Annotated in this window: 12 protein-coding genes; 5 read left to right on the top strand and 7 right to left on the bottom strand. The window is 71.1% G+C overall.

What is annotated here, in order from left to right:
• Positions 1-47 precede the first annotated feature (47 nt).
• Both ACZ5K7_RS10700 and ACZ5K7_RS10695 read right to left on the bottom strand, forming a co-directional pair.
• Positions 48-464, bottom strand: coding sequence for an organic hydroperoxide resistance protein (locus ACZ5K7_RS10700; protein WP_351709161.1), 417 nt, complete (start codon positions 462-464; stop codon positions 48-50).
• 66 nt (positions 465-530) lie between these two features.
• Positions 531-827 (bottom strand): putative quinol monooxygenase, encoded by a 297-nt coding sequence (locus ACZ5K7_RS10695; RefSeq protein WP_351709164.1) that lies wholly within the window; start codon positions 825-827, stop codon positions 531-533.
• An 826-nt stretch (positions 828-1,653) separates the two neighbouring features.
• Between ACZ5K7_RS10695 and ACZ5K7_RS10690 the strand changes: the two genes are divergently transcribed.
• On the top strand, positions 1,654-2,721 hold the full coding sequence (locus ACZ5K7_RS10690; RefSeq protein WP_468912453.1) for a DUF4331 family protein: 1,068 nt from the start codon (positions 1,654-1,656) through the stop codon (positions 2,719-2,721).
• Positions 2,722-2,888: 167 nt separating this feature from the next.
• Positions 2,889-5,030 carry a SpoIIE family protein phosphatase gene (locus tag ACZ5K7_RS10685; protein WP_468912451.1) on the top strand — a complete coding sequence of 714 codons (2,142 nt, stop codon included), beginning with the start codon at positions 2,889-2,891 and terminating at the stop codon, positions 5,028-5,030.
• A gap of 132 nt (positions 5,031-5,162) precedes the next feature.
• On the opposite strand, the gene ACZ5K7_RS10680 is transcribed toward ACZ5K7_RS10685, so the two are convergent.
• Positions 5,163-6,470: a PucR family transcriptional regulator gene (locus ACZ5K7_RS10680; RefSeq protein WP_468912449.1), complete on the bottom strand. Its 1,308-nt coding sequence runs from the start codon at positions 6,468-6,470 to the stop codon at positions 5,163-5,165.
• Between the two features lie 305 nt (positions 6,471-6,775).
• Here ACZ5K7_RS10680 and ACZ5K7_RS10675 point away from each other — a divergent pair, with 305 nt between their 5' ends.
• Positions 6,776-9,217 (top strand): SpoIIE family protein phosphatase, encoded by a 2,442-nt coding sequence (locus tag ACZ5K7_RS10675; RefSeq protein WP_468912611.1) that lies wholly within the window; start codon positions 6,776-6,778, stop codon positions 9,215-9,217.
• A gap of 124 nt (positions 9,218-9,341) precedes the next feature.
• On the opposite strand, the gene ACZ5K7_RS10670 is transcribed toward ACZ5K7_RS10675, so the two are convergent.
• The 3 genes from ACZ5K7_RS10670 to ACZ5K7_RS10660 all read right to left on the bottom strand — a co-directional run bounded on the left by ACZ5K7_RS10670 (position 9,342) and on the right by ACZ5K7_RS10660 (position 14,772).
• A complete protein-coding gene (locus ACZ5K7_RS10670) occupies positions 9,342-12,593 on the bottom strand; it encodes a Tat pathway signal protein (protein ID WP_468912447.1) in 3,252 nt (1,083 codons plus the stop codon).
• A gap of 106 nt (positions 12,594-12,699) precedes the next feature.
• On the bottom strand, positions 12,700-14,106 hold the full coding sequence (locus ACZ5K7_RS10665; RefSeq protein WP_450972009.1) for an NAD(P)/FAD-dependent oxidoreductase: 1,407 nt from the start codon (positions 14,104-14,106) through the stop codon (positions 12,700-12,702).
• A 9-nt stretch (positions 14,107-14,115) separates the two neighbouring features.
• On the bottom strand, positions 14,116-14,772 hold the full coding sequence (locus ACZ5K7_RS10660) for a rhomboid-like protein (RefSeq protein ID WP_468912444.1): 657 nt from the start codon (positions 14,770-14,772) through the stop codon (positions 14,116-14,118).
• 10 nt (positions 14,773-14,782) lie between these two features.
• Between ACZ5K7_RS10660 and ACZ5K7_RS10655 the strand changes: the two genes are divergently transcribed.
• Positions 14,783-15,679 carry an aminoglycoside phosphotransferase family protein gene (locus ACZ5K7_RS10655; RefSeq protein ID WP_468912442.1) on the top strand — a complete coding sequence of 299 codons (897 nt, stop codon included), beginning with the start codon at positions 14,783-14,785 and terminating at the stop codon, positions 15,677-15,679.
• A 175-nt stretch (positions 15,680-15,854) separates the two neighbouring features.
• A complete protein-coding gene (locus ACZ5K7_RS10650; protein ID WP_468912440.1) occupies positions 15,855-16,541 on the top strand; it encodes a pentapeptide repeat-containing protein in 687 nt (228 codons plus the stop codon).
• Positions 16,542-16,560: 19 nt separating this feature from the next.
• Here the strand turns inward: ACZ5K7_RS10650 and ACZ5K7_RS10645 are convergent, their stop codons facing one another.
• Entirely contained in the window at positions 16,561-21,675 is a 5,115-nt protein-coding gene (locus ACZ5K7_RS10645; RefSeq protein ID WP_468912438.1) for a hypothetical protein, read from the bottom strand.
• Between the last annotated feature and the right edge of the window lie 134 nt (positions 21,676-21,809).

Genomic DNA, 21,809 nt, shown 5'->3' with positions numbered 1-21,809 from the left:
GTGGGTCCGGTGCAGCGGCTGATTGGTGTCGTGTACCGGGCGGGCCGCTATTCCACGATGAGTTCGACCGGGATGTTCCCGCGGGTGGCCTTGGAGTACGGGCACCCCGCGTGTGCCTGTTCGACCAGCTTGCGGCCGGTCTCGTTCCGCAGGTGTTCGGGCAGCTTGACGCGCAGCACCGCGGCGATCGCGAAGCCGCCGTCCGTGTCGTCCTTGGCGAGGCTGATCTCCGCGGTCACCGAGATGTCACCGGTGCGGATCCTGGCTTCCCGGCCGACCGCGCCGAGGGTGCTGGTGAAGCAGGCCGCGTAGCCGGCCGCGAAGAGCTGTTCGGGATTGGTGCCCTGGCCGTCGCCGCCGAGTACCGGCGGAAACGCGAGGCGGACATCGAGGTGTCCGTCGGTGCTGGTGGCGCGGCCGTCCCGGCCGTTGGCGGTGACGACCGCGGTGTAGACAGCGTTCATGGTTCCCACTACTTCCCTTGACTGTTCAACTGCTGTTCGCGGGTGTGGATGTGGCGTCCGCGTCGATCAGGAGACCTTGGTTCCCAGCAGGTCCACCGGGGCGACCACCGGGGGTGCGCTGAGCTTCGTCTGTGCGGCCTCGCCCAGTGCGTCGGCGATCCGGCCCGTCAGGTGTGCCTGGCGTCCCTGCTCGTCCTCGAAGGTGTCGAACACCCCGAAGGTGGTGGCGTTCTCCCGGAACGAGAACCACGTCACCGTGCCCTGCTCCTGCTCGGCCAACTCCTGCGCGCCGCGCAGCAGCGCCTCCACCTCGTCGGCGTACTCCGGCTTCGCCTCGATGCGTACCAACAGACCGACCTTCATGTGACCACTCCTCGCTCACGAACTGCCGGGCTCCCGGCGCACGACGAACGTACGGTGACGGTCCGTCACCACGTCAGCGGCAGAAACGACAGGTTTGATAGGGTTTCCGTCGCGCGGACAGGGGTGTCGTCGCCTCCGAGATCCGCGATCTGCCGGACCTGCCGAGCACGGCCGACCAGGCCATGGGACGAGGCGCCGTGCAAGGAATTCCTCTGCTCACGGTCCGGCCAGGCGGCGCGCGTACTCCCTCAGGGATCGTGGTGATGATCTCGACCGGGGTTCCTTTATGGTCCGTCTCCGCCTCTGCGCAGGGCCTCTGGTTGTGGTGCCTTCCCGTTCACCGTGGTGCCCGCCGCACTGCGCTCGCCAGGACGGCCTTTCTCTCTTCTGATAGGTGCAGGCTTCCACCGCAGGTAGTGGCGGTGGACGTCTCCGCATCAGACAGAACGGCCCTTTGACGTGGGCGAACCCGGCCGCTTAACGTCAATTAGGCGACCGGTTGCCTATTTACGCCGGGCAGCCGAGGACGCTGCCGCGGTGGCCTTGCGCACACGCCGCCAAGGAGTTCCATGAGTAAGACATTCCTCGGGCCCCCATCCGTATCGCGTTCCTGAGCGGGTTCGCCGAAGGCTGGTACGAGCTCCACCACGCGAGCGGGAGGGCCGATCGCGTGATCTGGGATGCCCGCGAACTCCCGTTCCTGTGATCTACGGCGAGTTCGGCGGCACGAACGAGACTCCGTACCAAAACTGGTTCTGCACGCCCGCGCCGCAGCTGCTGTCCCGCAATCCGTACTCCCGCAACGCCCGGATCCGCTAGGAGCACCATGTCCCACCATTTCGACTACCCGGAAGACGAAACGCTGGACATCACCGACGCCTACTGCTTCGCCGGTGCGGGCGACCGCCATGGCCCCCGCACGGTCTTCGGGATGAACACCTCGCCGACGTACGGCAAGCCCTGGAACCCCTCCGGCCTCTACGAGCTCAGGATCGACACCAACGGCGATCATGTCGAGGACATCACGTATCGGGCCACTTTCCCGATCGGCTCCGACGGCACGCAGTACGTACAGGTGGAGCAGCTCACCGGTGCCGCGGCCACCGACCGCACCGCCTCGGGCGCGATCATCACACCCCCCGACGCCCCCGTCGGGGAGGTCGTCGAATGCCGCCACGGCATCAAGCTCTTCGCCGGGCAACGCCGGGATCCGTTTTACAACTTCATCCCTTTTCCCGTGGCGACGGCCGAGGCACTGGCGGCCGGCACTTTCCCCGACTACGACGCGTTGCGTCCCGCCCACGACGATTTCGCGAACACCAGCGTCAGATCCTTCGTGCTCGAGGTGCCCGTCGAAATCACGGGCAGCGGCCGGGTGCACTTCTGGGCGACCACCGCGTACTTCGACACGGGGCACCGCACCTGGGTCCAGGTCCAGCGCGCCGCGGAGCCCAACATGACCACCTTCTTCGACTTCGCCGGCGGCCCGGCACACGTCGACTACAACGCATCCGTCCCCACGGACGACCTGGTGGGCAGGCCCGCCCACCCCGCGACCCAGGCCGCCTCGGGGATCTGGGGTCAGGTCAGGGACAACATCGCGGCAGTCGTCGAGGCCGGCGGAGCGTACGACAAGGGCCCCCACGGATTCCCCACCGCGCTGGCTTACGGTGCGTGGGCGGCGGACATGCTGCTCCCGAACGTCCTCACGTTCGCACCGGGCTCCGTCGCCCTCTGGGACCCCTGGTGCGACATGCGTAACGGCAGGGGCGTGAGGGAGGACGGCGCCTCCAACATCATCAAGATGATCGTGAACCAGGACTTCTCCTCGGGACTTGAGCACGGTCCGCTCCTCGACCACTTCCCTTACTTCTCCGAGCCGCCGGTCTCTTGACCCGTCGCGGTGGTCGCTGAGTACCGGTACTCCTTCCCATCGCTGGATACCGGTACTGCGGTGCCGTTGACGAATGCGACTCCGTGCCACGCCGGCGCGCCTCGCCAGGCCGGTCATCGAGGCCGGACCGTTGTGGGTGATACCGGATCTTCGCGCGGGCGATTGCCATGTCAAGAAACGGCTTGAGACGCCGGCGCTCGGTGGCCGGCGCCTGTCCGGTGGGGCCCTGTCGTCGTCACTCGTCGCCGGCGGTCGGACATGACCTTTGTTTGCATCTCATGACAAAATGCATGGAAGTGGCTGAAGAGGTTGTTCCGGCATTTGCCAGGGGGTCACAGATGGACGCCTCGGACGAACTCCTTCGAGGGGCTGACCCTGCGGCTCTTCTGACGCTGGACGGTGTCATGCGCAGCCTCAACACTGCGATGGTCACCGCGCTGGGCAGGTCGGCGGAGCAGTGCCTGGGACGTGACTTCCGTGATCTGTGGCCCGCAAGCCAGCGGATGTCGGCCGAGAGCCTCGTGGCTCACGCCGCCGAGACGAAGGCGGTCGCGATGCGGGTGCTGGACTTCCCCGGGCGAGGCGGAGTACCCGTTGCCTCCTTGATCGAGGCGCGGCAGGTGAAGGATCCCGCAAGTGACGAGCAGCTGGTCTGGGTGCACGCACTGGACGCGCGAAACGACCTGGCCAGCCTGCTGATCCCGTTCCGGCTGGCCACCACGGCCGCCCACCTCGGCCTGTGGATGTATTCACCCGAGGACCACCGCCTGGAGTGGCTCGGTGGCGCACCCGCCCTGGTCGCGCTCTTTCCCGACCTCACCGTGTCGCTTTCCAGACTGATATCGGCAGTGCACCCTGACGACCGGGAGGCCTTGCGGAAGCTCCTGCGCTCGGCATCCGCCCAGAAGTCCCCTTGGGTGAGGGTGCGGTACCTCCCCGAGCGCGAGGGCTGGCACCAACTGGCCGCCCAGACCCGTCGGATCCAGTTGGGATATGGCGGCCCCGAGCGGATCTTCGGAATACTCCGCGACGACACCAAGCAGGAGAAGCGCAAGGAGAAGGCGCAGGCCGCACTGACTGCCGAGCGACAGCGCGCCAAAGACATCGCCGACTTCTCCTCCGCCTTGATCACCGCAGCCACGGAGCAGGAGCTGCAGCAGATCGTCCTGACCCGGCTCGCCGCCACCTTCGGCGCCAGCGGTGCCCTGCTCGCACTCGTCGACGAAGGCCGCCTGCGCGTCACCACCGATGCCGGGATAGCCATGTGGGAAGTCGACGTCCTGCACGGCCTGCCGCTGGAGCATCCAAGCGCCTTGCCCGAGGCGATCCGCACCGGCAAGCCGCAGCTCATCCTCGACCGGGAGGATTACATCCGCCGCTGGCCACACGGGGCAGAATTTCCGCGGCTCGGCCGACTCGGCTCCGATTACGCCACCTCGATCACCCCCCTCAGCGAGGCCGGTAACCAGCCGCTCGGGGCGTGGCTGGTGACCTACGGCAGCGGATACCAGCCTTCCTTGGACGAGCGGACCCTCATGGGCACGCTGGCCGACCTGGCAGGCCAGGCACTGAGGCGCATCAGGTTGCAACAGGCACGGGTCGAGCTGGCCACGGCACTGCAGCGGACCATGCTTCCCACACTGCCCGGGCACCTCCCGGGCCTGGAGGTCTCCGCCCGCTACCGACCCAGCCGGGACGGGCTGGACATCGGCGGAGACTGGTACGACGTCTTCGTCATGCCCGACGGCGCGATCGCCCTGGAGATCGGCGACGCCCAAGGGCACGACGTGGACGCCGCCGCAGCCATGGGGCAGATACGCGCCTCCATGCGCACGATCGCCGCCCACGAACCGGATCCCGCGACCGTACTGACGCGCGCCAACGACCTGCTCGTCACGATGGGCGCGACACGATTCGCCAGCTGCACCTTGCTGCATATCGACCCGGACAAAGGACTGGTCACCGGCGCCAGCGCCGGCCACGTGCCGTTGCTGTGCGCGCGCAAGGACGGCAGCCACAGCATCCACGAGCTGCCGGGCGGGCCGGTCCTGGGAGTCATGCCCGACACCGAGTACCGCGAGGAGACCTTCACCCTGGACAAGGACAGCACGCTGATCATGGTCACCGACGGCGTGGTCGAAGGACCGGGCCTCACGTTGGACGCCGGACTGGAGCGAGCCGGAACACTGGCCGGCATGGCCCTCCACGACGGACTGAACGCCGAGGAGACCGCCGACCGCATCCTTGACGCCGCGGTCGTGGTGGACCACCTCGACGACGTGGCCGTGCTGGTCATCCGACGCGCATGAGGGCGCCCACGTCCTCACGACCTCGCCCTGGGAGGGGAGTGGCACGCGGCGCGCACAGCGCCTCTTCGTCCTGACCGGGGCGGGCGCCGCGGATGCCGTCGACGACGGCCGGTGTCCGTGAACTCGACGCCCTCAGCGGCGACGCCGAGGACTCCCACCGCGCCGGCGTACCTCCGTGCCGCCTCCGGGCGGCTGTATGACCGTGGAGCCGAGGTACCGGACGGCGAGCAGGGCGACCTCGAGATCAGTACGTCCTGCCTGGACCGAGTGGCCCATGATCTCCTCGGCCTTGCGGATGCGGTAATGCACAGTGTTCTTGTGCAGGATTTCGTTGTTCGCCGTGGCGGTGTAATTACATCCGGTCATCAGGAAGTCGTGCAGGGTCTCCCGCAACCGTGCGCACTGCTCGTCGTCGACGGCCAGCGGCCCGAGGACTCGCCCCACCCAGGTGCGCAGATCCGGGAGGTTCTTGCACATCAACGCGATGGGAGCGACCTGGGAGTACGCGGTGAACCGGCGGCCGGGACTCGCCGCCGTGGCAAGCTCCTGTGCGCGGAGCGCCTCCCTGTTCGTGCTGCGGAACCCCTCGACCCCGTACTGCACGCTTCCGGCGCACACCTGCACGGAGGGTTCGCCGCCTTCGACCACGCCGGACAGCCGTTCCAAGGGGACCTCGCCGTGTGAACCGAAGGGCAGCCAAGCCCAGGCCACTCCTTCGTCCCGGGGTACGAACAGCGGCCTGGCAGGACAGTCGAGTTCTTCGGCGATCTCGTGGGTGAGCCGGTCGAGCCGGACCAGTCCGGCGCCGTCACCGGTCAGCGCCGGCAACCAGGACACCAGTCCGAGGTGATGCTGTCGCAGGCGGTAACCGAGAGCGGCTTCCGCCGAGTCTAGGTCTGCCTCTTTCTCGGCCAGGATCTCCCGCACACGCGCGGCACGCGTGGCGTTCTGGCTCAGCATCCAGTGTTCTTGCTCCAGGTGGTACACCTCGATGACATGCTCGGTGATGCTGTCGATGTAACCGAAACTCACTTCCAGCATGCGCCGGTTTACGTCGGCGGAGACGACGTCGCCGACGTCCCGGCGGGCAAGCTCGTCCAGGCACCATTGCAGGAAACGCCAGTGCCCGATCCTGTAGGCCCGGATCAATGCGCTGGCAGGGATATTCCTCTGAGCCAGCCTCCTGGCATGCTCATTGGCCGCGGCAAGACCCTCAAGATTTTCCAGAGGGATGTCATTCTCAAAGATGTGCAGCAAAGTGGCAACATTTTCCTTGACGCTCGCCAGCAGGATCCCTTCGACGGCGTCATCCCCGCTGACCTGCGGGATTTCATTGAGCAAGTGTTCCCATACGTCATGGGAGATCTCCGTGAGGCGTGACTCTATGTTTGCCGCACTCACGGACAGTTCCCGTGTGGCTTCCGGACTGTCCATGCCCATGCTCTGAAGGTTACAAGGTATCCATTTCCGCACCCGGGTGATTCGGCGGCGCCGAGCGGTGAGCTATTTGTTTCCCTGGCACAAACCGCGGCCAGAAGATGGTGACTCGTGGCTGGCGCCTGTCCCGCTTTCCACTTCTACGCTCGTTCCTGCTGTCGCGGTCCGGACGGCGCCACTCCGATCCCGCGGACGGTGTGGAGCGGCGGCGTCCCATATCAGCGTCGGCCGGTGCGGGAACGATCGTCCCGCTGTCTTCGGCGCGTTCCTTGGAAATCCACGTGATGGGGAGAAACCCGGTGACCGAGATGCTTCAGGGCAACCTCTGTGAGCGACTGGCCCCCCGAGAGGCGCCCGACGCCGCCATCGCGATGATCGACGCCGAGGGGACGGTGGTGGGATGGACGAGTACGGCGCAGCGGCTTGTCGGTTACGCGGCCGCGGAAGTGGTCGGCCAGGCCGTCTCCACGATCCTGCCCCTTACCCGTCAGACACTCCTGGACTGGGCGTCAACCGAGGAGTGCCTTGCCCGGGGTGGCTGGTCCGGCACCGCGACCGTCCGCCACCGCGACGGCCGTACCCTCAAAGCGAGCCTGCAGTTCTCGCTGCTGTGGGGGCAGGACCGAGAAATCCATTGGCTCATCTCCGGTACCGACATCGCTTCGCTCTCCCTGGTGGCGACCACCGGTTGGGTACGGGACTCACTTCTCACCCGTACGCCGATCGGCGTCGTGGTTCACGACCGGGACCTGCGCTGTGCCTGGACCAACGACGCGATGGAGCGGCAGGACGGCATTCCTCCCGATGAACGGCTGGGACGCAGTCTCCCGCAGGCGCTGCCCGGCATCGAAGCCGAAAGGCTCGACGGGGTCATGCGACAGGTCCTGGACAGCGGCATCACCGTGGTCCATGAGTACCGGGCGTGGCCGGCGGCGGATCCGCTCCGTGAGCACGCGATCGCGGCCTCGTACTTCTGCCTGCAGGGCGCCGACGGGCGGGCCATGGGGGTGTGCTGCATGAGTGTGGACGTCACCGTCAGCCGGCGGGCGCGCGAGCGCCTGGCCATCCTCAGCGAGGCCAGCATGTGCATAGGCAACAGTCTGGACGTGATGCAGGTGGGTCAGGAGCTGGCGGACCTTGCTGTACCCCTGCTGGCCGACTACGTCAACGTCGACCTGGCCGAGTCGATCCAGTTCGGCGAAGCACCTTTCGCCCGCATCGGCCCGTCGGACGACCGCTGCCGCGTCCTCAGGCGCGCGGGCTTGGCCTCGATCCACCGTGGGGTCCCTGAGTCCCCGTGGGCCCGCGGTGAGCTGGTCGCCCTGCCACCGAACTCGCCCTTCACCAAGGTTCTGTCTTCCGGCCGCCCCCATCTGGAACCGGTCCTGGACGGCTCTGCCGGCACCTGGTTCGACCGAGACCCCGACCGGGCACGGACCATGCGTGAGAGCGGTATGCACTCGCTGATGGTCGTCCCCATCCGTACGCGGCACGCCTTCCTCGGTATGGCGGTGTTCATCCGCACCGAGGAACTCATGCCGTTCCAGGAGGACGACCTGCTCCTCGCCGAGGAACTCGTCAGCCGGACGGCGCTTTCCCTGGACAACGCTCGCCGGTTCGCACGGGAACGCAGCGCGGCCCTCACCCTGCAACGCAACCTGCTCCCACAGCGCTTGGTGGAGAGCACGGCCATCGAGACGGCCTCGCGCTATCTGCCGGCCGATGCGGACAACGGCGTCGGCGGCGACTGGTTCGACGTCATCCCGCTGTCCGGCGCCCGGACGGCGCTCGTCGTGGGCGATGTGGTGGGACATGGCATCAACGCCGCGGCGACCATGGGCCGGCTCCGCACCGCGGTACACACGCTCGCGGACCTCGACCTGCCCCCCGACGAGCTACTGGCCCACCTCGACGACACGGTCCGGCGAATGGCCGAAGAAGACGCCGACTCCCAGGACCCGACCCGCGTCACCGGTGCCACCTGCCTGTATGTCGTCTACGACCCCGTCACCCGGAAGTGCACCATGGCACGGGCCGGGCACCCCCCGCCCGCGATCATCGACCCGCACGGCAAGGTCACCTTCCCCGACCTGCCCTCTGGAACACCGCTCGGCGTCGGGTTGGGGGTCTCTTTCGAAGCCGTCGAGCTGGAACTGCCCGAGGGAAGCCGGCTCGCCCTCTACACCGACGGCCTGATCGAGACCCGCGACCACGACATCGACGCAGGCATGAAGCACCTGGGCGGCGCCCTGGCACATCCCGGCCGTTCCCTGGAAGACCTCTGCTCCTCGGTGATCGAGACCATGCCGACTCAGTCACCGTGCGACGACGTCACCCTGCTCGTCGCGCGGACCCATTCGCTGAGCCCGAGCCAGACCGTGTGCTGGGAACTGCCCAGCGACCCGGCCGTCGTCCGCCACGCCCGCACCTTGGTCACCCGACGACTGGCCCAGTGGGGATTGGAACGTCTGGAGGCGCCCACCCAGCTGATCATCAGCGAACTGGTCACCAACGCCGTCCGCCACGCCACCGGCCCGATCCGCCTCCGCCTGATCCGGCACCAGGTCCTGACCTGCGAAGTCTCCGACAGCAGCGACACCCTCCCCCGGCTGCGCCACGCGTGCCCCAGCGACGAAGGCGGCCGCGGCCTCTACATCGTCGCGCAGCTCTGCCGGCGCCACGGAGCCAGGTGTCTGACGCGCGGTGGCAAAACTGTGTGGGCCGAACAAGAACTGGACCCCGGCATCTGAGACGAGGACCGCGACATGCCTCACCTGGTCTCTCCTGGCCGTCCGGGCCTGGGCGGTCCCTTTCCCACGTGTGCGGTGGGGTGGTGGGGCGCATCTCCAGGCCCGGCGGGTGTGACCTGTCAGGTCAGGCGGTGACCGTCTTCGTCGCCTTGCTGGTCGCCGTGCCGTCCTTGTGGCCCGTGCGGCGGGCCGTGACCTTCACGGTGATCTTCTTGCCCTTCTGGGCCGACTTCAGGGTCAGCGTGGACTTGGTGGCCCCGCTGATCGCCTTGCCGTTCGCGTACCACTGGTACGCGTACGAGGTCGCCGCCGGACTCCAGGTGCCGTGCGCCGCCGTCAGCTTCTTCCCGACCCTGGCCGTGCCGCTGACCGTCGGCTGCTTGGTCGCCTTCGGCGCGTCCCCCTTCGCGACCGTCACCGCGGCGGAGGTCGCCGACCCGCTCACCCAGCCGCTCTTGACGGCCGTCACGGTCACCGTGAGCTTCTTGCCGAGCAGGGCCGCCGGGACGGTGAACGCAGCGGCGGTCGCGCCGGAGATCGCCTTGCCGTCGGCGTTCCACTGGTACCGGTAGGACGACGGTGCCGCCGACCAACTCCCGGTCGTGGCCGTGACCTTGGCGGCGACCTTGGCCGTGCCGGTGATCTTCGGTGCGGCCGTGCCGGTCAGCTGGGGCTGCGTCACCGTGAAGGAGCCGAGCGGGTACTCGCAGCACGTGGTGAACACGCTGGTGTTCCAGGTGCCGGCCGCCGCGCCCGTCAGGTCCAGGGTGACCGTCACGGAGCGGTTGTCGGCGGCGACCGAGTCGGCCTTCGCGGAGACGGTCTTGCCGGCGAGGCTCAGCCGCACCTCCGTGTTCGGGCCGAGGGCCGTACCGGTGACCGTGACCTTGACCTTCGTGCCGCTGACCCCGGTGGCCGGGCTGATCCCCGTGACGCTCACCTTGTCGGTGCCGCACAGGGTGGAGGAGCAGGCCAGCCGGGCGCTGTAGGCGGTGCCTGACGCGGTCTCGGGGAGGCCGAGCAGGAACACGGTCGGGGTGAGCGCCGTGGACGAGCCGAGCGTGGCGCAGTCGTAGCCCTCGCCGTCCTCACCGAGGTAGCGGGTGCAGCCGTTGCGCCAGGACGTCGTGTTGTACAGCGCCGGTACGGCCTTGGCGATCGCGCCGGTGGTGTCCTTGATGTCGGCCGAGAAGCGGTCGAGACCGGCGGTCGGCAAGACCGCGCAGACGGCGCTGTGCGCCTCGTCGAGGGTGCCGGTGACCGGGCCGTACCCGTAGGACACGGACGGGACCCTGGTGCACTCGGGTGCGGGGCCGTCGGCGGTCGCGATGCGCAGGGCGTCCAGGTGGTACTCGGGGGCGGCCTTGAGGTCGGCCGGGGTCTGGACGAGCACCTGGTGGGTGGTGGAACCGGTGACCGCGCAGGAGCTGTTGCGGTAGGAGCACTCGACCTTGCCGTCACCGCCGAGCACCGCGATGTTCGCCGTGCCCAGCGCGTCCCGCACGTTGACGTGGAGGACGTCGGTGGCGGCCGGGGTGGTGACCTGGACGCAGTCGACGGTGCCGGCGGCGCCGGCCGTGCCCTTCACCGAGGGGCCGCCGACCTTGGCAGCCGCGGTCCTCGTGCAGCCCGCCGAGGCGGCGGTGGCGGTGACGTCCCGGCGGGTCAGGGAGTAGACGGCCGCCTGGTCGCGGCCGGTGACCAGCACGGTGTGGGCCTTGCCCGGGGTGAGCGAGCACACCGTCCAGCCGCTGGTGGCGGGGATGTGGTCGCAGACCTTCTTGCCGGTGGCGTCCAGCACCGAGAACCTCGCCGGTACGGCGCCGGAGGTCGCGGTCAGCTGGAACAGCTCGGTGCCGGTGTGGGCGTCCGCCGGGATGCTCAGGCACCGGGAGAACACGCCGTCGCCGGTGGCGAAGGTGGCCTTGGCACCGTCGGCGGTGAAGCTGCCGGCGGGCAGGACGGGGCAGTCACCCGCGGCGTCGGTGCGGTACAGGGCGAGGGCGTAGGGGCCGGTCGCGCCCTCGGCCTGGTTCTCGGTGTGCACCAGCGTCCGGTAGGGCGCGGTGCCGGTGACCGCGCAGTTGCCGTCCGAGATCTCCTGCGCGGTGCACTGGGCGGTGCCGTCCCGGTCGAGGACCTCCAGGTCGGCCTCGACACCGGAGGAGGCCAGCGGCCTGAGGACGGCGATCCGGGCGTTCTGCGGGGCGGGCAGGGTCAGGCAGTCGTACTGGCCGGGCGTGCTCAGCTCACCCTGGTGCGGGCCGTATCCGGTCGCCGTGCAGCCCACGTCGGAGGCGCGGTCGAGGACGACCACGCCCTGGCGGGCGGAGCCCTCGGGGATCGCGGTGTAGGTGCCGGCCGCGGGCACCCGGCACGGGTCGGTGCCAGGGCGGCACACGGTCTTGCCGTCCGTGCCGTAGACCTGGACCGGGCCGGTGGCGCGGTCCTCGTTCACGTAGTGGACGGTGTACAGACCGGCCTTGTCGGTGGTGAAGGTGTAGCAGCCGCCGACGGTGAGGTCCTGCGGGTCCAGGGCGCCGTAGGGGCGCACGGAGGTGGTGGTGCAGCCCTGGGGGTCGTTCAGGCGGCGGGCGGTGACCGTGTAGTCGGCCGGGAAGCCGCCGTCCGTGGAGGCCACCTGGGAGATCACCCGGTAGGGGCCGCCGCCGGGCAGCACACAGCTGGTCTCGCCGTCCTCCGGGAAGTGCGGGCAGATCCGGGTGCCGGTCGCGTCGGTGAGCCACGCGGTCGCGTCGCCGTAGACCCTGGTGACGGCGGTGAGCCGGATGCGGTCGCCGGGCCGGGCGTCGATGCCCTGGCAGTCGACCTCGATCGGGCTCACGCTGGTGCGCGTGGTGAGCGGCTGGTCCCAGTCGGTGCCGGCGGCCTCGAAGCAGCCCGGCGTGGCCGAGCCGAGCGGAACGACGGTGACCTGGGCGTCCTCCGGGTCCACCCAGCCGCTGTTGACGACCGTGAGGGTGTAGGTGCCGGCCGCGGGCACCTGGCAGCGGCCCTGCTCGGAGTACTCCTCGTCGTAGCAGTCCACCGGGGTGCCGTCCGCGGCGGACAGCTGGGTGTACGCCTCGTGGTGGCTGTCCTTCAGCGACACCATGTACAGGCCCGCCTCCGGGGCCGTCACGGTGAAGCAGGCCGTCTCCTGGGCCGGGACGGTCGCCCTGCCGACGGCGTCCCCGGGGTCGCCGAAGGGCGCGAGGGCCAGTGGCGCGCACACCGGGTCGTCGGCGCGGGCGGACCCGGCGCCGGTGAGCGTGAGCAGCGAGGTGAGCAGCGATACGACGAGGACCGTCACGGCGGTGAGCCGCCCGGGTCTCGCCGACGGACCGAAACCGGAGTCGGGCACGGGGTGCGCCATCAATTCCCCCCTGGAATACGAATGTTGGGGCGATGGTCGCACACAGGTGTGACACAGCCTCAAGGGGTTTCCAGGGTTTCCAGGGTCGCCCGCGCCCGCCGGCGCGTCAGTGCCGTCCCGCCACCCGGTCCGCGACCCGGGCCAGCCGGGACGACTCGGCGCTCGGGCGGAGCCGTTCGCGCTGGTCGGCGGCGCGGTAGGTGGCGTACATGCCCTGCACGCCGAGCCACCGGAAGGGCTCCGGCTCCCACTTGCGGACCTTGTGGTTCACCCACGGCAGCTCGGTCAGCCCGGTGCGCCCGCCCTGCCCGGAGTCGAGCTGGACGAGGTCCCGCAGCGTCCGGCCCGCGAGGTTGGTGGTGGCGACACCGGAGCCGACGTACCCGCCCGCCCAGCCGAGCCCCGTCGCACGGTCCAGGGTGACGGTCGCGCACCAGTCACGCGGCACCCCGAGCACCCCGGACCAGGCGTGCTCGATCCCCACCCCCGCCAGGTTCGGGAAGAACCGCACGAGAATCTCGCGCAACGCCTCGATCGTCGCCTGCTGTGTCCGCCCGTCGTTGTCCGTCCGGGACCCGAACCGGTACGGCACCCCACGGCCGCCGAGCGCGATCCGGCCGTCGGCCGTGCGCTGGGCGTACATGTAGGCGTGCGCCATGTCGCCGAGGGTCTCCAGCCCGCGCCATCCCACCGACTCCCACTGTTCCTCGGTGAGCGGCTCGGTGGCGATCATCGAGGAGTTCATCGGCAGCCAGGTGCGCCGCTGCCCCTTGAGGTTCGCGGTGAAGCCCTCGGTGCAGCGCAGGACGTAGGAGGCGCGGACCGTGCCGTACGGGGTCACGGCGTGCCTGGGCCTGATCTCGGTCACCGGGGTCGACTCGTGGATCCGCACCCCCAGTCCCTCAACGGCCGCCACCAGCCCCTTCACCAGCTTCACCGGGTGCAGCCGGGCGCCGTGCGGGGTCCAGGTCGAGCCGACCGCGTCGGCGATCCGGATCCGCTCCCGGGTCTCCCCCGCGCCGTACAGCTCGCGGTCCTTCTCGCCGTACGACAGCTCGTGCTCGTGGAAGGCCCTGAGACGGGCCAGCTGGGCCGGGGTGGTGGCCACTTCCAGCACCCCGCCCCGGTGCAGATCGGCGTCGATGTCCTCCGCCGCCGCGACCGCGAGGACCTCGTCGACCGTCTCGTTCATGGCCTTCTGGAGACGCACGGCGGCCTGGTGGCCGTGCAGCGCGGCGTACCGGTCGCGGCCGGCGATGCCGTTGTAGAGCCAGCCGCCGTTGCGGCCGGAGGCTCCGTAGCCGCAGAACTTCTGCTCCAGGACCGTGATCCGCAGGAAGGGGGCGGCCTTCTTCAGGTAGTACGCGGTCCACAGTCCCGTGTACCCGCCGCCCACGATCACCACATCCGCGGTGGCGTCCCCGTCGAGCGGCTCCCGTACCGCCGGGAGGCCGTCGTTCGCGTACCAGAAGGAGATGCCGCCGTTGACGACACTGCTTGCCGAGCTGCTCATGGCCGGACGTTAACTCCTGAGGGCGGCCAGTGTCTCCTTCGGATTCCATGCTTTTCCACGGCCCCTGACCAGCGGATAGCAGGCCAGACCGATCAGCGTGGCGACGAAGTGCCCGAGGTCGGTGAAGGTGGGCGACTCGGTCAGCGGCAGCCCGTAGACGAGCAGGACGACCGCGACGTACGCGTACCGCCAGGGCGTCGCGATCCGGTACGCGAGCACCGCCATCACCCCGGCCAGCGCGTAACTCACCCCGATGTCCAGGGTGTTGACCGCGGTGTACGGGGCGATGCCGTCATGGATCCCCTTCAGCAGCGCACCCTCGCTGATCAGGGTGGCCAGCACGTGCGCGGCCACGCACACCACCAGCCACCGCGCCGTCCCCAGCCAGCGTTCCGCCGGCGCGTGGAAGACGGTGTACAGGAAGGCGTACGGCACCCAGTGGCCGCCCTCGATCCACATCGCACTGGCGACCAGTACCCGCACCGGGTTGTCCGACAGCTCACGGATGTTGGTGGACCGCTGCCGCAGGAACTGCTGCTCGAACTCGGGTGACATGTGGTGCAGCGCGACGGTCGTCACGAAGAGAATCGCCAGCCAGACGTACGTGCCGGGAGCGCTGCGGACGTACGCCCACACCCTGCTGCCGAGGTCCCGGAAAATTCGCATGAGGCGATTTATGCATGGCCGTAACGTCGTGTGGGTGATTGACATTCCGGATGAGCTGATCGCCCGGTACGAAGGCGCGGCGGGCCGCGCCTTCGTCGCCGCGCTGCCCGGGCGGGCCGAGCGGTTCCTGGACCACTGGGGGCTGCGGCTCGACGGGCCCTCGATGTACGGCCGCTGCGCGCTGGTCCTGCCGGTGTTGCGGGCCGCCGACGGCGCACGGGCCGTGCTGAAGCTCCAGGACGTCGACGAGGAGACCGCGGGAGAGCCGCTCGCGCTGCGGGCCTGGGGCGGGGACGGGGCGGTCCGGCTCCTCGACGCCGACGACGAGACCGGCACCCTGCTGCTCGAACGGCTCGACGCGGGACGGCACCTCGCGGATCTGCCGGACGCCCGCGAGGCGACCCTGGTCGTCGCCCGGCTGCTGGCCCGGCTGACGGCCGCCGAGCCCCCGGCGGGGCTGCGGCACCTCGGCGACATCGCGAAAGGGCTGGCGGAACGGGCCGCGGCGGCACTGCCCCGCCACCCCGACCCGGCCGAACGCCGGCTGCTCAGGGACTGCGCGGCGGCGCTGCGCGAGGTGGCCGGTGAACCCGGTGACCGCCTGCTCCACTGGGACCTCCACTTCGAGAACGTGCTCGCCTCCGACCGGGCGCCCTGGCTCGCCATCGACCCCAAACCGCTCGTGGGCGACCCCGGCTTCGAGCTCTTCCCGGCGCTGTGGAACCGCTTCGACGCCGGGGAGGTGCGCCGGCGCTTCGACGCCATGACGGATGTCCTCGGGCTCGACCGGGACCGGGCCCGTGCCTGGACACTGGGCCGGGTCCTGCAGAACGCGGTCTGGACGATCGAGGCCGGCGGGCGGCCCGGCGAGGAGCAGCTGGAGATCGCCCGCCGGCTGCTCAGCTGACCGGCTCCGCCACCGGGGTCTCCGCAGGGGCGCCCTGCCTCGGGCTCCGCCGCCACCGGCAGCGCCGCGAACGGGCCGCGCTGTGCGGCGGGGACGGCGATGTGCGCTTGAGGTCAAGGCCCGGCCGGTCCCGGGGCCGCCTTCCGTTGTCAGTGGCGGGTTGCAAGATGGGGGCATGGTGAGGACAGCGGCCGGTGGGTCCGGCGGTGGCAAGGTGAAGGGCGCGCGGCGGCCGGAGGTGCGGCTGCCCGAGCTGGAACCCTGGAGCGGCGGCGGCCTGGAGCCGGACGGGGACTACGACGGGCTGGAGTTCCGGGAGGCGGACTTCGTCGGGCAGGACGGCGCGGGCGCCCGGTTCATGGACTGCGCGCTGACGGGCTGCGCCTTCGACGAGACGGGGCTGCGCCACGCCCGCCTGCTGGACACGGTCCTCACGGGGCCGAGAGGCGTCGGCACCGACCTCTCCGACGCGACCCTGCGCGACGTCGAACTGGTCGACGCCCGCCTGGGCGGCACCCAGCTGCACGGTTCCGTACTGGAGCGCGTGGTGATCCGCGGCGGCAAGATCGACTACCTCAACCTGCGCACGGCCAGGCTCAGAGACGTGGTCTTCGAGGGCTGCGTCCTGGTGGAACCGGACTTCGGCGACGCCGTCCTGGAGCGGGTGGAGTTCATCGACTGCACCCTGAAGGGGGCCGACCTCACGGGGGTGACGATGAAGGACGTCGATCTGCGGGGCGCCGCGTCCCTGGACATCACCAGAGGCGTGGAGCGACTGGCCGGCGCGGTGATCAGCACGTCCCAGCTGCTGGACCTGGCACCGGTGCTGGCCGTGCAGCTGGGGATCCGCGTGGAGGGGTGAGCCCGGCCGGCCGCGGTGCTCAGTCCGAGGGCGTGGCCGCGGCCGCCTTCCGCAGGCCCAGGTGGTCGTCCGGGTCCTGGAGCCGGTCCGGTTGGGCGGCCAGCATGCGGCGGACCGCCGGTTCCGGCATGCGGATCACCACCGGCCGGGGCAGCGTCAGCTCCCGCACGGCGGTGCCGGTACGGCCGGGGAGCATCCGGTTGCCCACCCTCGCCACCACCCGCACGTCCAATGTGAACTGCACCAGGACCGACGCGGACTTGGGCTTGTGCAGCGGCATCGAACCCGACGCGTTCACCGCCGCGTCGGCCGCGCCGCCGGAGCCACCGGCGTTGCCCATCAGCTGGTTCAGGCGGAACTCGTCGGCGTTGAGCAGGCCCGCGCCCGCCAGGCCGCGCGCCGACCTGCCGTGCTCGGCTGAGCTCTGGCCGTCCGTCTGGGTGGGCCGGGGCGCGTCCAGGTGGCTCTGCCCCACCGTCTCGAAGGTCATCTTGTCGCCGACGCCCAGCACCCGCCCGTCCCGCAGCCGCGCGTGCAGGGACGCCCGCAGGTCCTGGCCTGCCGCTCCGGTGGCGTGCACCGGCGGCAGCTCCGCCCCGGCGGAGGTCAGCAGCGGCAGCGCCGCGATCAGCCACTCGGTGGAGACGGCCTCGTTCAGGGTGTACGCGGCGGCCTGGCCCTTGGTCCGGAAGCGGTCGCCGCCACCCGCCTCCCCGACCGCGGAGCTGACCAGCTCCCGTATCTGCGGGGCTCCCTGGAAGCCGTTCACCTGCGCCTCCATCGGCAGCCGCACACCCCCGGAGCGCCAGGCGCCCAGCGCGGCCGGGCGGTCGCCCCGCGGGCCGGGAGCGGGCGCCACCGGCTGGTGGCGTGGCGCGGTCAGCCGGCCGAGGGCGGCCAGGTCCTTCTCCAGGACGCGGTGGGTCAGCGCCTGGCGGCCCAGGGAGACCAGCGCCAGCCGGCGGTCGCCGCGGTGCAGTTCGAGGGTCGCCTCGATCGGCACCCGCACCTTCGACGACTTCGCGGTCTTCGCCTCCGCGACCGTCTTCATGCCGAGCTGGCCGCGGCCGACCGCGCCGGAGCGCCGCGAGCGGCCGGAGCCGACGCCGAGGCCCGCCGCCCCGCCCATGCTCTTCAGCTGCCCGGCGCCGCCCTCCGGTTTGCCGGAGCCGGCGAAGATCCCCTCCGCGCCGGTCGTCACGCCCTCGTCGTGGGAGGTGGCCTGCTGGGCGACGGCCGCGGTGATGTACTCCAGGTCCCGGCCGTCGTCCGCCGCACCGTCGGGGGCGCCGTCGGCGAGCCGGTTGACCTTGAACACCGCCCAGTACGGGGTCTTGCGGCCGTCGAACAGCTCGACGGTGACCCCGCCGTCCATGGCGCCGGAGAGCAGCCCGGCGCTGCCGTCGCGGTCCAGGACGCGCAGCAGCCGTTGCACGTTGTCGTTGCGGTCCGCCAGTTGCCGCCGGGGCAGCAGGTCGTCGGCCAGGCCCTGCTGTCCGCTCTCCGCGAGGCGGGTGCGCAGCCGGGCCAGCAGCGGCACGAAGTTCGGCAGGTTCTCGATCATGCCGAAGCCGAGGGGCAGCGTACGGGCGAAGGCCGGACCGGTGGCGCGCGGCGGCACGGCGGCGGTGGTGGAGCCGGCGGTGGTCGAGCCGGCGGTGGTGGAGCCGGCCGTGTCCGTCGTACCCGTGGTGCGGGTCTCTCCCCGGGGCCCTTCCCGGGTCTCTCCCCGGGTCTCTCCCCGGGTCCCTTCCCGGGCCTCGCGTTCGGCGCCCGCGCGGGAGCTCTCCGCCGGTCGCCGCCCCTGCCGGGACGGCGACGGCACCGTCATCGGCGCCGGTTCGGGGTCGAGCTTCAGCTGCCTGCGGATCGAGGCCGGCAGCTGCGCCTCCGTCAGCCACACCGCCGCCTCGGCCGGCAGGGTGCGGCCGGCCGTCGCCACGTAGGGGCCGCCGCCGGTGACCTTGACCTCGGCGACCATGGTGACGAGCAGGTCGCACTGGACCAGATAGAGCGGCGCCTTCTTCGGGGTGTGGGCGTTGCGCTCGACCGTGCCGGACAGCGCCGCGGACCGGGTGTCGCCCTCGCTCGTGGTGCGGCTCCCGGACAGGCCCTGGCCCATGCGCCACTCGGGGCCGTTCTCCGAGCCGGTGGCGCCGACCTGCCAGGTGCTGGTGGTGCCCTGCCCCTCCTGTCCTGCGGCCTGGTGGCCGCCGAGTACGAAGGTCTCCGTGCCGGGACCCGCGCCCCGGTGCAGGAACTTCGGGTTGGCCAGCGTGAGCCGGGTGCCCACCGCCCCGTTCAGCGCGGCGAGCCGCCGCGGATAGCGCAGGTTTTTCACCACCCACCCGGCGGACGCGGCCTGCCGCAGCGCCGCCGTGATGGCCTGCGGCCCGAACCGCTCCTCGATCGCCAGCCGCGGCGCGAGCCCCTCCGCCGCCAGCGCGGGATCCTCGCGGACGCCCTTGTTCCGGGCGGCGGCCCGGGACAGCAGCTGGAAGGCGAGGTCCCGGACGGCCTGTCCGTCGCCGACCGTCTCCACCAGCTGCCAGTCCCGCAGCGCCTGTCCGGTGGACGGCCGGGGCACGAGCGTGGCCAGGTCGCCGATGCCCTCGGCGGTGACGGCGTGGTCGGGCCGCGGGGTCTGCCCCCGCCGCCGGTCGCGCACCGCGTCCTGCCGACGCTTGCCCTCCTCGTCGAGGGTGAACTCGGTGGGGGTGACCAGCCGTACGTCCTGCTCCTCCAGGTGCAGCCCTGCCATCGGCCTGGCCTCCGGCGCGTCCTGGCCCGGGGAGCCGGGGGTGAGGGCACGGCCGAGCTTGCGCTGCCGGGAGGTCATGGTGACGTCGACGTCGAGGCGCAGGGTCGCCCCGAAGGTGCCGGCCTTCTCGGAGCCGTTGGTGAGGACGTCCGTGCGGGTGGTGGCGCCGGCCTGGTTGCGGCGGGTGCCGGTGCGGTGCCTCTCGTAGCGGGCCGAGCCGGTCAGGATGCCGGGGACGATCCTGGCCTGCCCGAGCACGAGACCGCCGATCGAGCGTGAACTGCTGCGTCCGCTCTGCGCGTTGCCGGTGACACCGGAGTGGCTGCGGACCAGCCAGTTGTCGGTGTCGCCGAGGTAGCCGGTCTCGCGGAGCTGCCCTCGGACGCGGAGCTGTACGTCGTGCGCGTGCAGGGTGGTCTTGCGGCGCAGCCGCACCCGGATGCCGGTCGTGGTCAGCTGGTCCTTGTTGACCCGCAGGTTGGTCTCGGACAGGGCGGCCATCAGCTCGCGGTGGTTGCGTCGCTGGAGCGCGGCCTCCTCCTTGTCCGGCGCGGAAGCCACCGCATCCGTGCCGAAGGAGGGCAGGTAGCCGGCCAGCCGGGGATCGGTCGCGAACAGTTCCTGTACGGCCCGGACCATGGGGCCGGTGTCGAGCTGGCTGAGGGTGACGCTGGAGCCCATGGCGCCGAAGGGGAGGTGCCGCTCGACGTCGACCTCGTTGCCGTTCTCGTCGGTCCGCCTGGGCTTCTCGATGAACTCCTTGGCCTCGGTGCCGGGCGGCAGCGGCAGCCCGAGCGACTGTGCCTCGTCGGCCCGCAGGCTCATCCACACCCGCATCGAGTGCCGGGCGACCCGGGTCCCGGGGCGCAGGATCATCTCGGCCGAGCGCGGCCCCGTGCCCTCCGCGGTGAACTGGACGGTCGTGAGGTAGAGCACCTTGTCGCCGCGCACCTCCGCGCCCTGGCGGCTCGACACGGTCTGTTCGGCCACCGTGAACCGTGCCTTGCGGGCCGCCGCGACCGGCATGGCCGTGGCCCGCACGACGGCGGCGTTCCCGACCGCTCCGACGCCGATGGCCGGGCCCAGGCCGCCGGTGACGGCACGCCCCTTGCCCGCGCTCTCGGTGACCGTGTGCTGGGTCTGCTGATGGGTGCGCAGCTGGGTCCCGCCGGTGCCCCAGGCGGGCGACATGCCGGAGATCTCGGCGTGCAGGCGGTAGCTGCCGACGCTGCTGCCGTCCTTGGACGCCAGGTCCTCGCCGGTGACGCCGTCGCGCAGCAGCCGGGGCATGTCCTCCAGGACGGTCGCCGTGGAGGTCGCCTCGTAGAGCCGGGCGCGGCCGGGCGCGCCGGGCGCGGTGAGCGAGGGGTGCAGGACGGCGGCGACCGCGTCGAACAGCCCGCCGCCGCCCTGGTGCGGGGCCGCGCTGTCGGTCACCGCGACCGGGGCCATGGAGTCGGCGAGCGAGACGCGCCGGGCGGTGTCGGCCTGGAGGGGCTGCGGAGCGGCGGGCGTCGCGGTCCCGGCCGGGACGAGGTGTTCGGTCGGCACGCGCTGGGTGAGGGCGCCCGAGCCGTGGAAGACCTGCTCGGCGGGGGCGCCGTGCTTCTTGATCCGTACCCCGTACCGCACCTTGCGCGGCGCCTCGACCGAGCCCTTCTCGCTGCGCAGCACCCGCGGTTCGGCCACGTTGCGCTGGCTGCGGGACTCCCGCGAGGACTGCCAGGGCTGCGCGTTCGCCAGGCCGGCGCCACCCAGCCACAGCCCCGGTACGACGGGCGCGAGCCCGAAGGCCATGCCGCCCAGCCCCTTGCCGGCCCCGCCGCTCGCGGTGGTCGCGACGGTGGTGGCGGTGTTGTGCTGGACGTCGACCTTGGTGTCCTTGCCCTCGGCCTCGTCCACCGCGGCGAGCGGCGCTCCGTCCGGGCCCGGCACGGTGTTCGCGAGCAGGTCCTTGGGATGGAAGGCCGGCGGCCGGTCGTCGGGGGCGCGGGAGATGCTGACGGTGACGTCGAACCAGTCCTTGCCGGTCCTGCCCTGGACGGCGAAGGCGCGGCCCTGCCCGTAGAACGATTCGGGGCGCCCGGCGAGCTCGGCGCCGATGTCGGCGACCGCGCCGTCGCCGTGTCCGACGACGGCGGCCACCGCGTTCCGTACGAACTCGTGCCCGGTCAGCCCGTACGCCGTGGACAGCCCGGCGGCCTGGAAGTCCATCAGGTACGGCGGCAGCACGAGCCCCGGCTCGGTGCGTTCCTCCTCGACGGGGGCCACGGGCGCCACCGGCCGGCTGCGTACCGCCGCCGGCCGGGAGACGCCTTTCCCCTTCGCGTCCCGTAGCGCCTGCGTGGTGGCCGCGTTCCCCGCGGTCCCCATGAAGGCGAGCATCGCGTGTTCCGTGGGCCCGACAGACGTGGTCGGCCCGACAGCCGGCCCGACAGACGTGGTGGGCCCGACAGGCGCGGTGGAGCCGATGGGCTTGGCGGTGACCGGTACCGGTGCCGGGGGAG

Source organism: Streptomyces sp. NPDC031497 (assembly GCF_055580905.1).
This window is presented reverse-complemented; position numbering and strand designations above follow the sequence as displayed.

Excerpts from the sequence above, each read along its gene's own strand:
- ACZ5K7_RS10675 (WP_468912611.1), top strand. The coding sequence starts at position 6,776 with ATGCTTCAGGGCAACCTCTGTGAGCGACTGGCCCCCCGAGAGGCGCCC.
- ACZ5K7_RS10650 (WP_468912440.1), top strand. The coding sequence starts at position 15,855 with ATGGTGAGGACAGCGGCCGGTGGGTCCGGCGGTGGCAAGGTGAAGGGC.
- ACZ5K7_RS10690 (WP_468912453.1), top strand. The coding sequence starts at position 1,654 with ATGTCCCACCATTTCGACTACCCGGAAGACGAAACGCTGGACATCACC.
- ACZ5K7_RS10685 (WP_468912451.1), top strand. The coding sequence starts at position 2,889 with ATGTCAAGAAACGGCTTGAGACGCCGGCGCTCGGTGGCCGGCGCCTGT.
- ACZ5K7_RS10645 (WP_468912438.1), bottom strand. The coding sequence starts at position 21,675 with ATGGGGACCGCGGGGAACGCGGCCACCACGCAGGCGCTACGGGACGCG.
- ACZ5K7_RS10695 (WP_351709164.1), bottom strand. The coding sequence starts at position 827 with ATGAAGGTCGGTCTGTTGGTACGCATCGAGGCGAAGCCGGAGTACGCC.
- ACZ5K7_RS10660 (WP_468912444.1), bottom strand. The coding sequence starts at position 14,772 with ATGCGAATTTTCCGGGACCTCGGCAGCAGGGTGTGGGCGTACGTCCGC.
- ACZ5K7_RS10655 (WP_468912442.1), top strand. The coding sequence starts at position 14,783 with ATGCATGGCCGTAACGTCGTGTGGGTGATTGACATTCCGGATGAGCTG.
- ACZ5K7_RS10700 (WP_351709161.1), bottom strand. The coding sequence starts at position 464 with ATGAACGCTGTCTACACCGCGGTCGTCACCGCCAACGGCCGGGACGGC.
- ACZ5K7_RS10680 (WP_468912449.1), bottom strand. The coding sequence starts at position 6,470 with ATGGGCATGGACAGTCCGGAAGCCACACGGGAACTGTCCGTGAGTGCG.
- ACZ5K7_RS10670 (WP_468912447.1), bottom strand. The coding sequence starts at position 12,593 with ATGGCGCACCCCGTGCCCGACTCCGGTTTCGGTCCGTCGGCGAGACCC.
- ACZ5K7_RS10665 (WP_450972009.1), bottom strand. The coding sequence starts at position 14,106 with ATGAGCAGCTCGGCAAGCAGTGTCGTCAACGGCGGCATCTCCTTCTGG.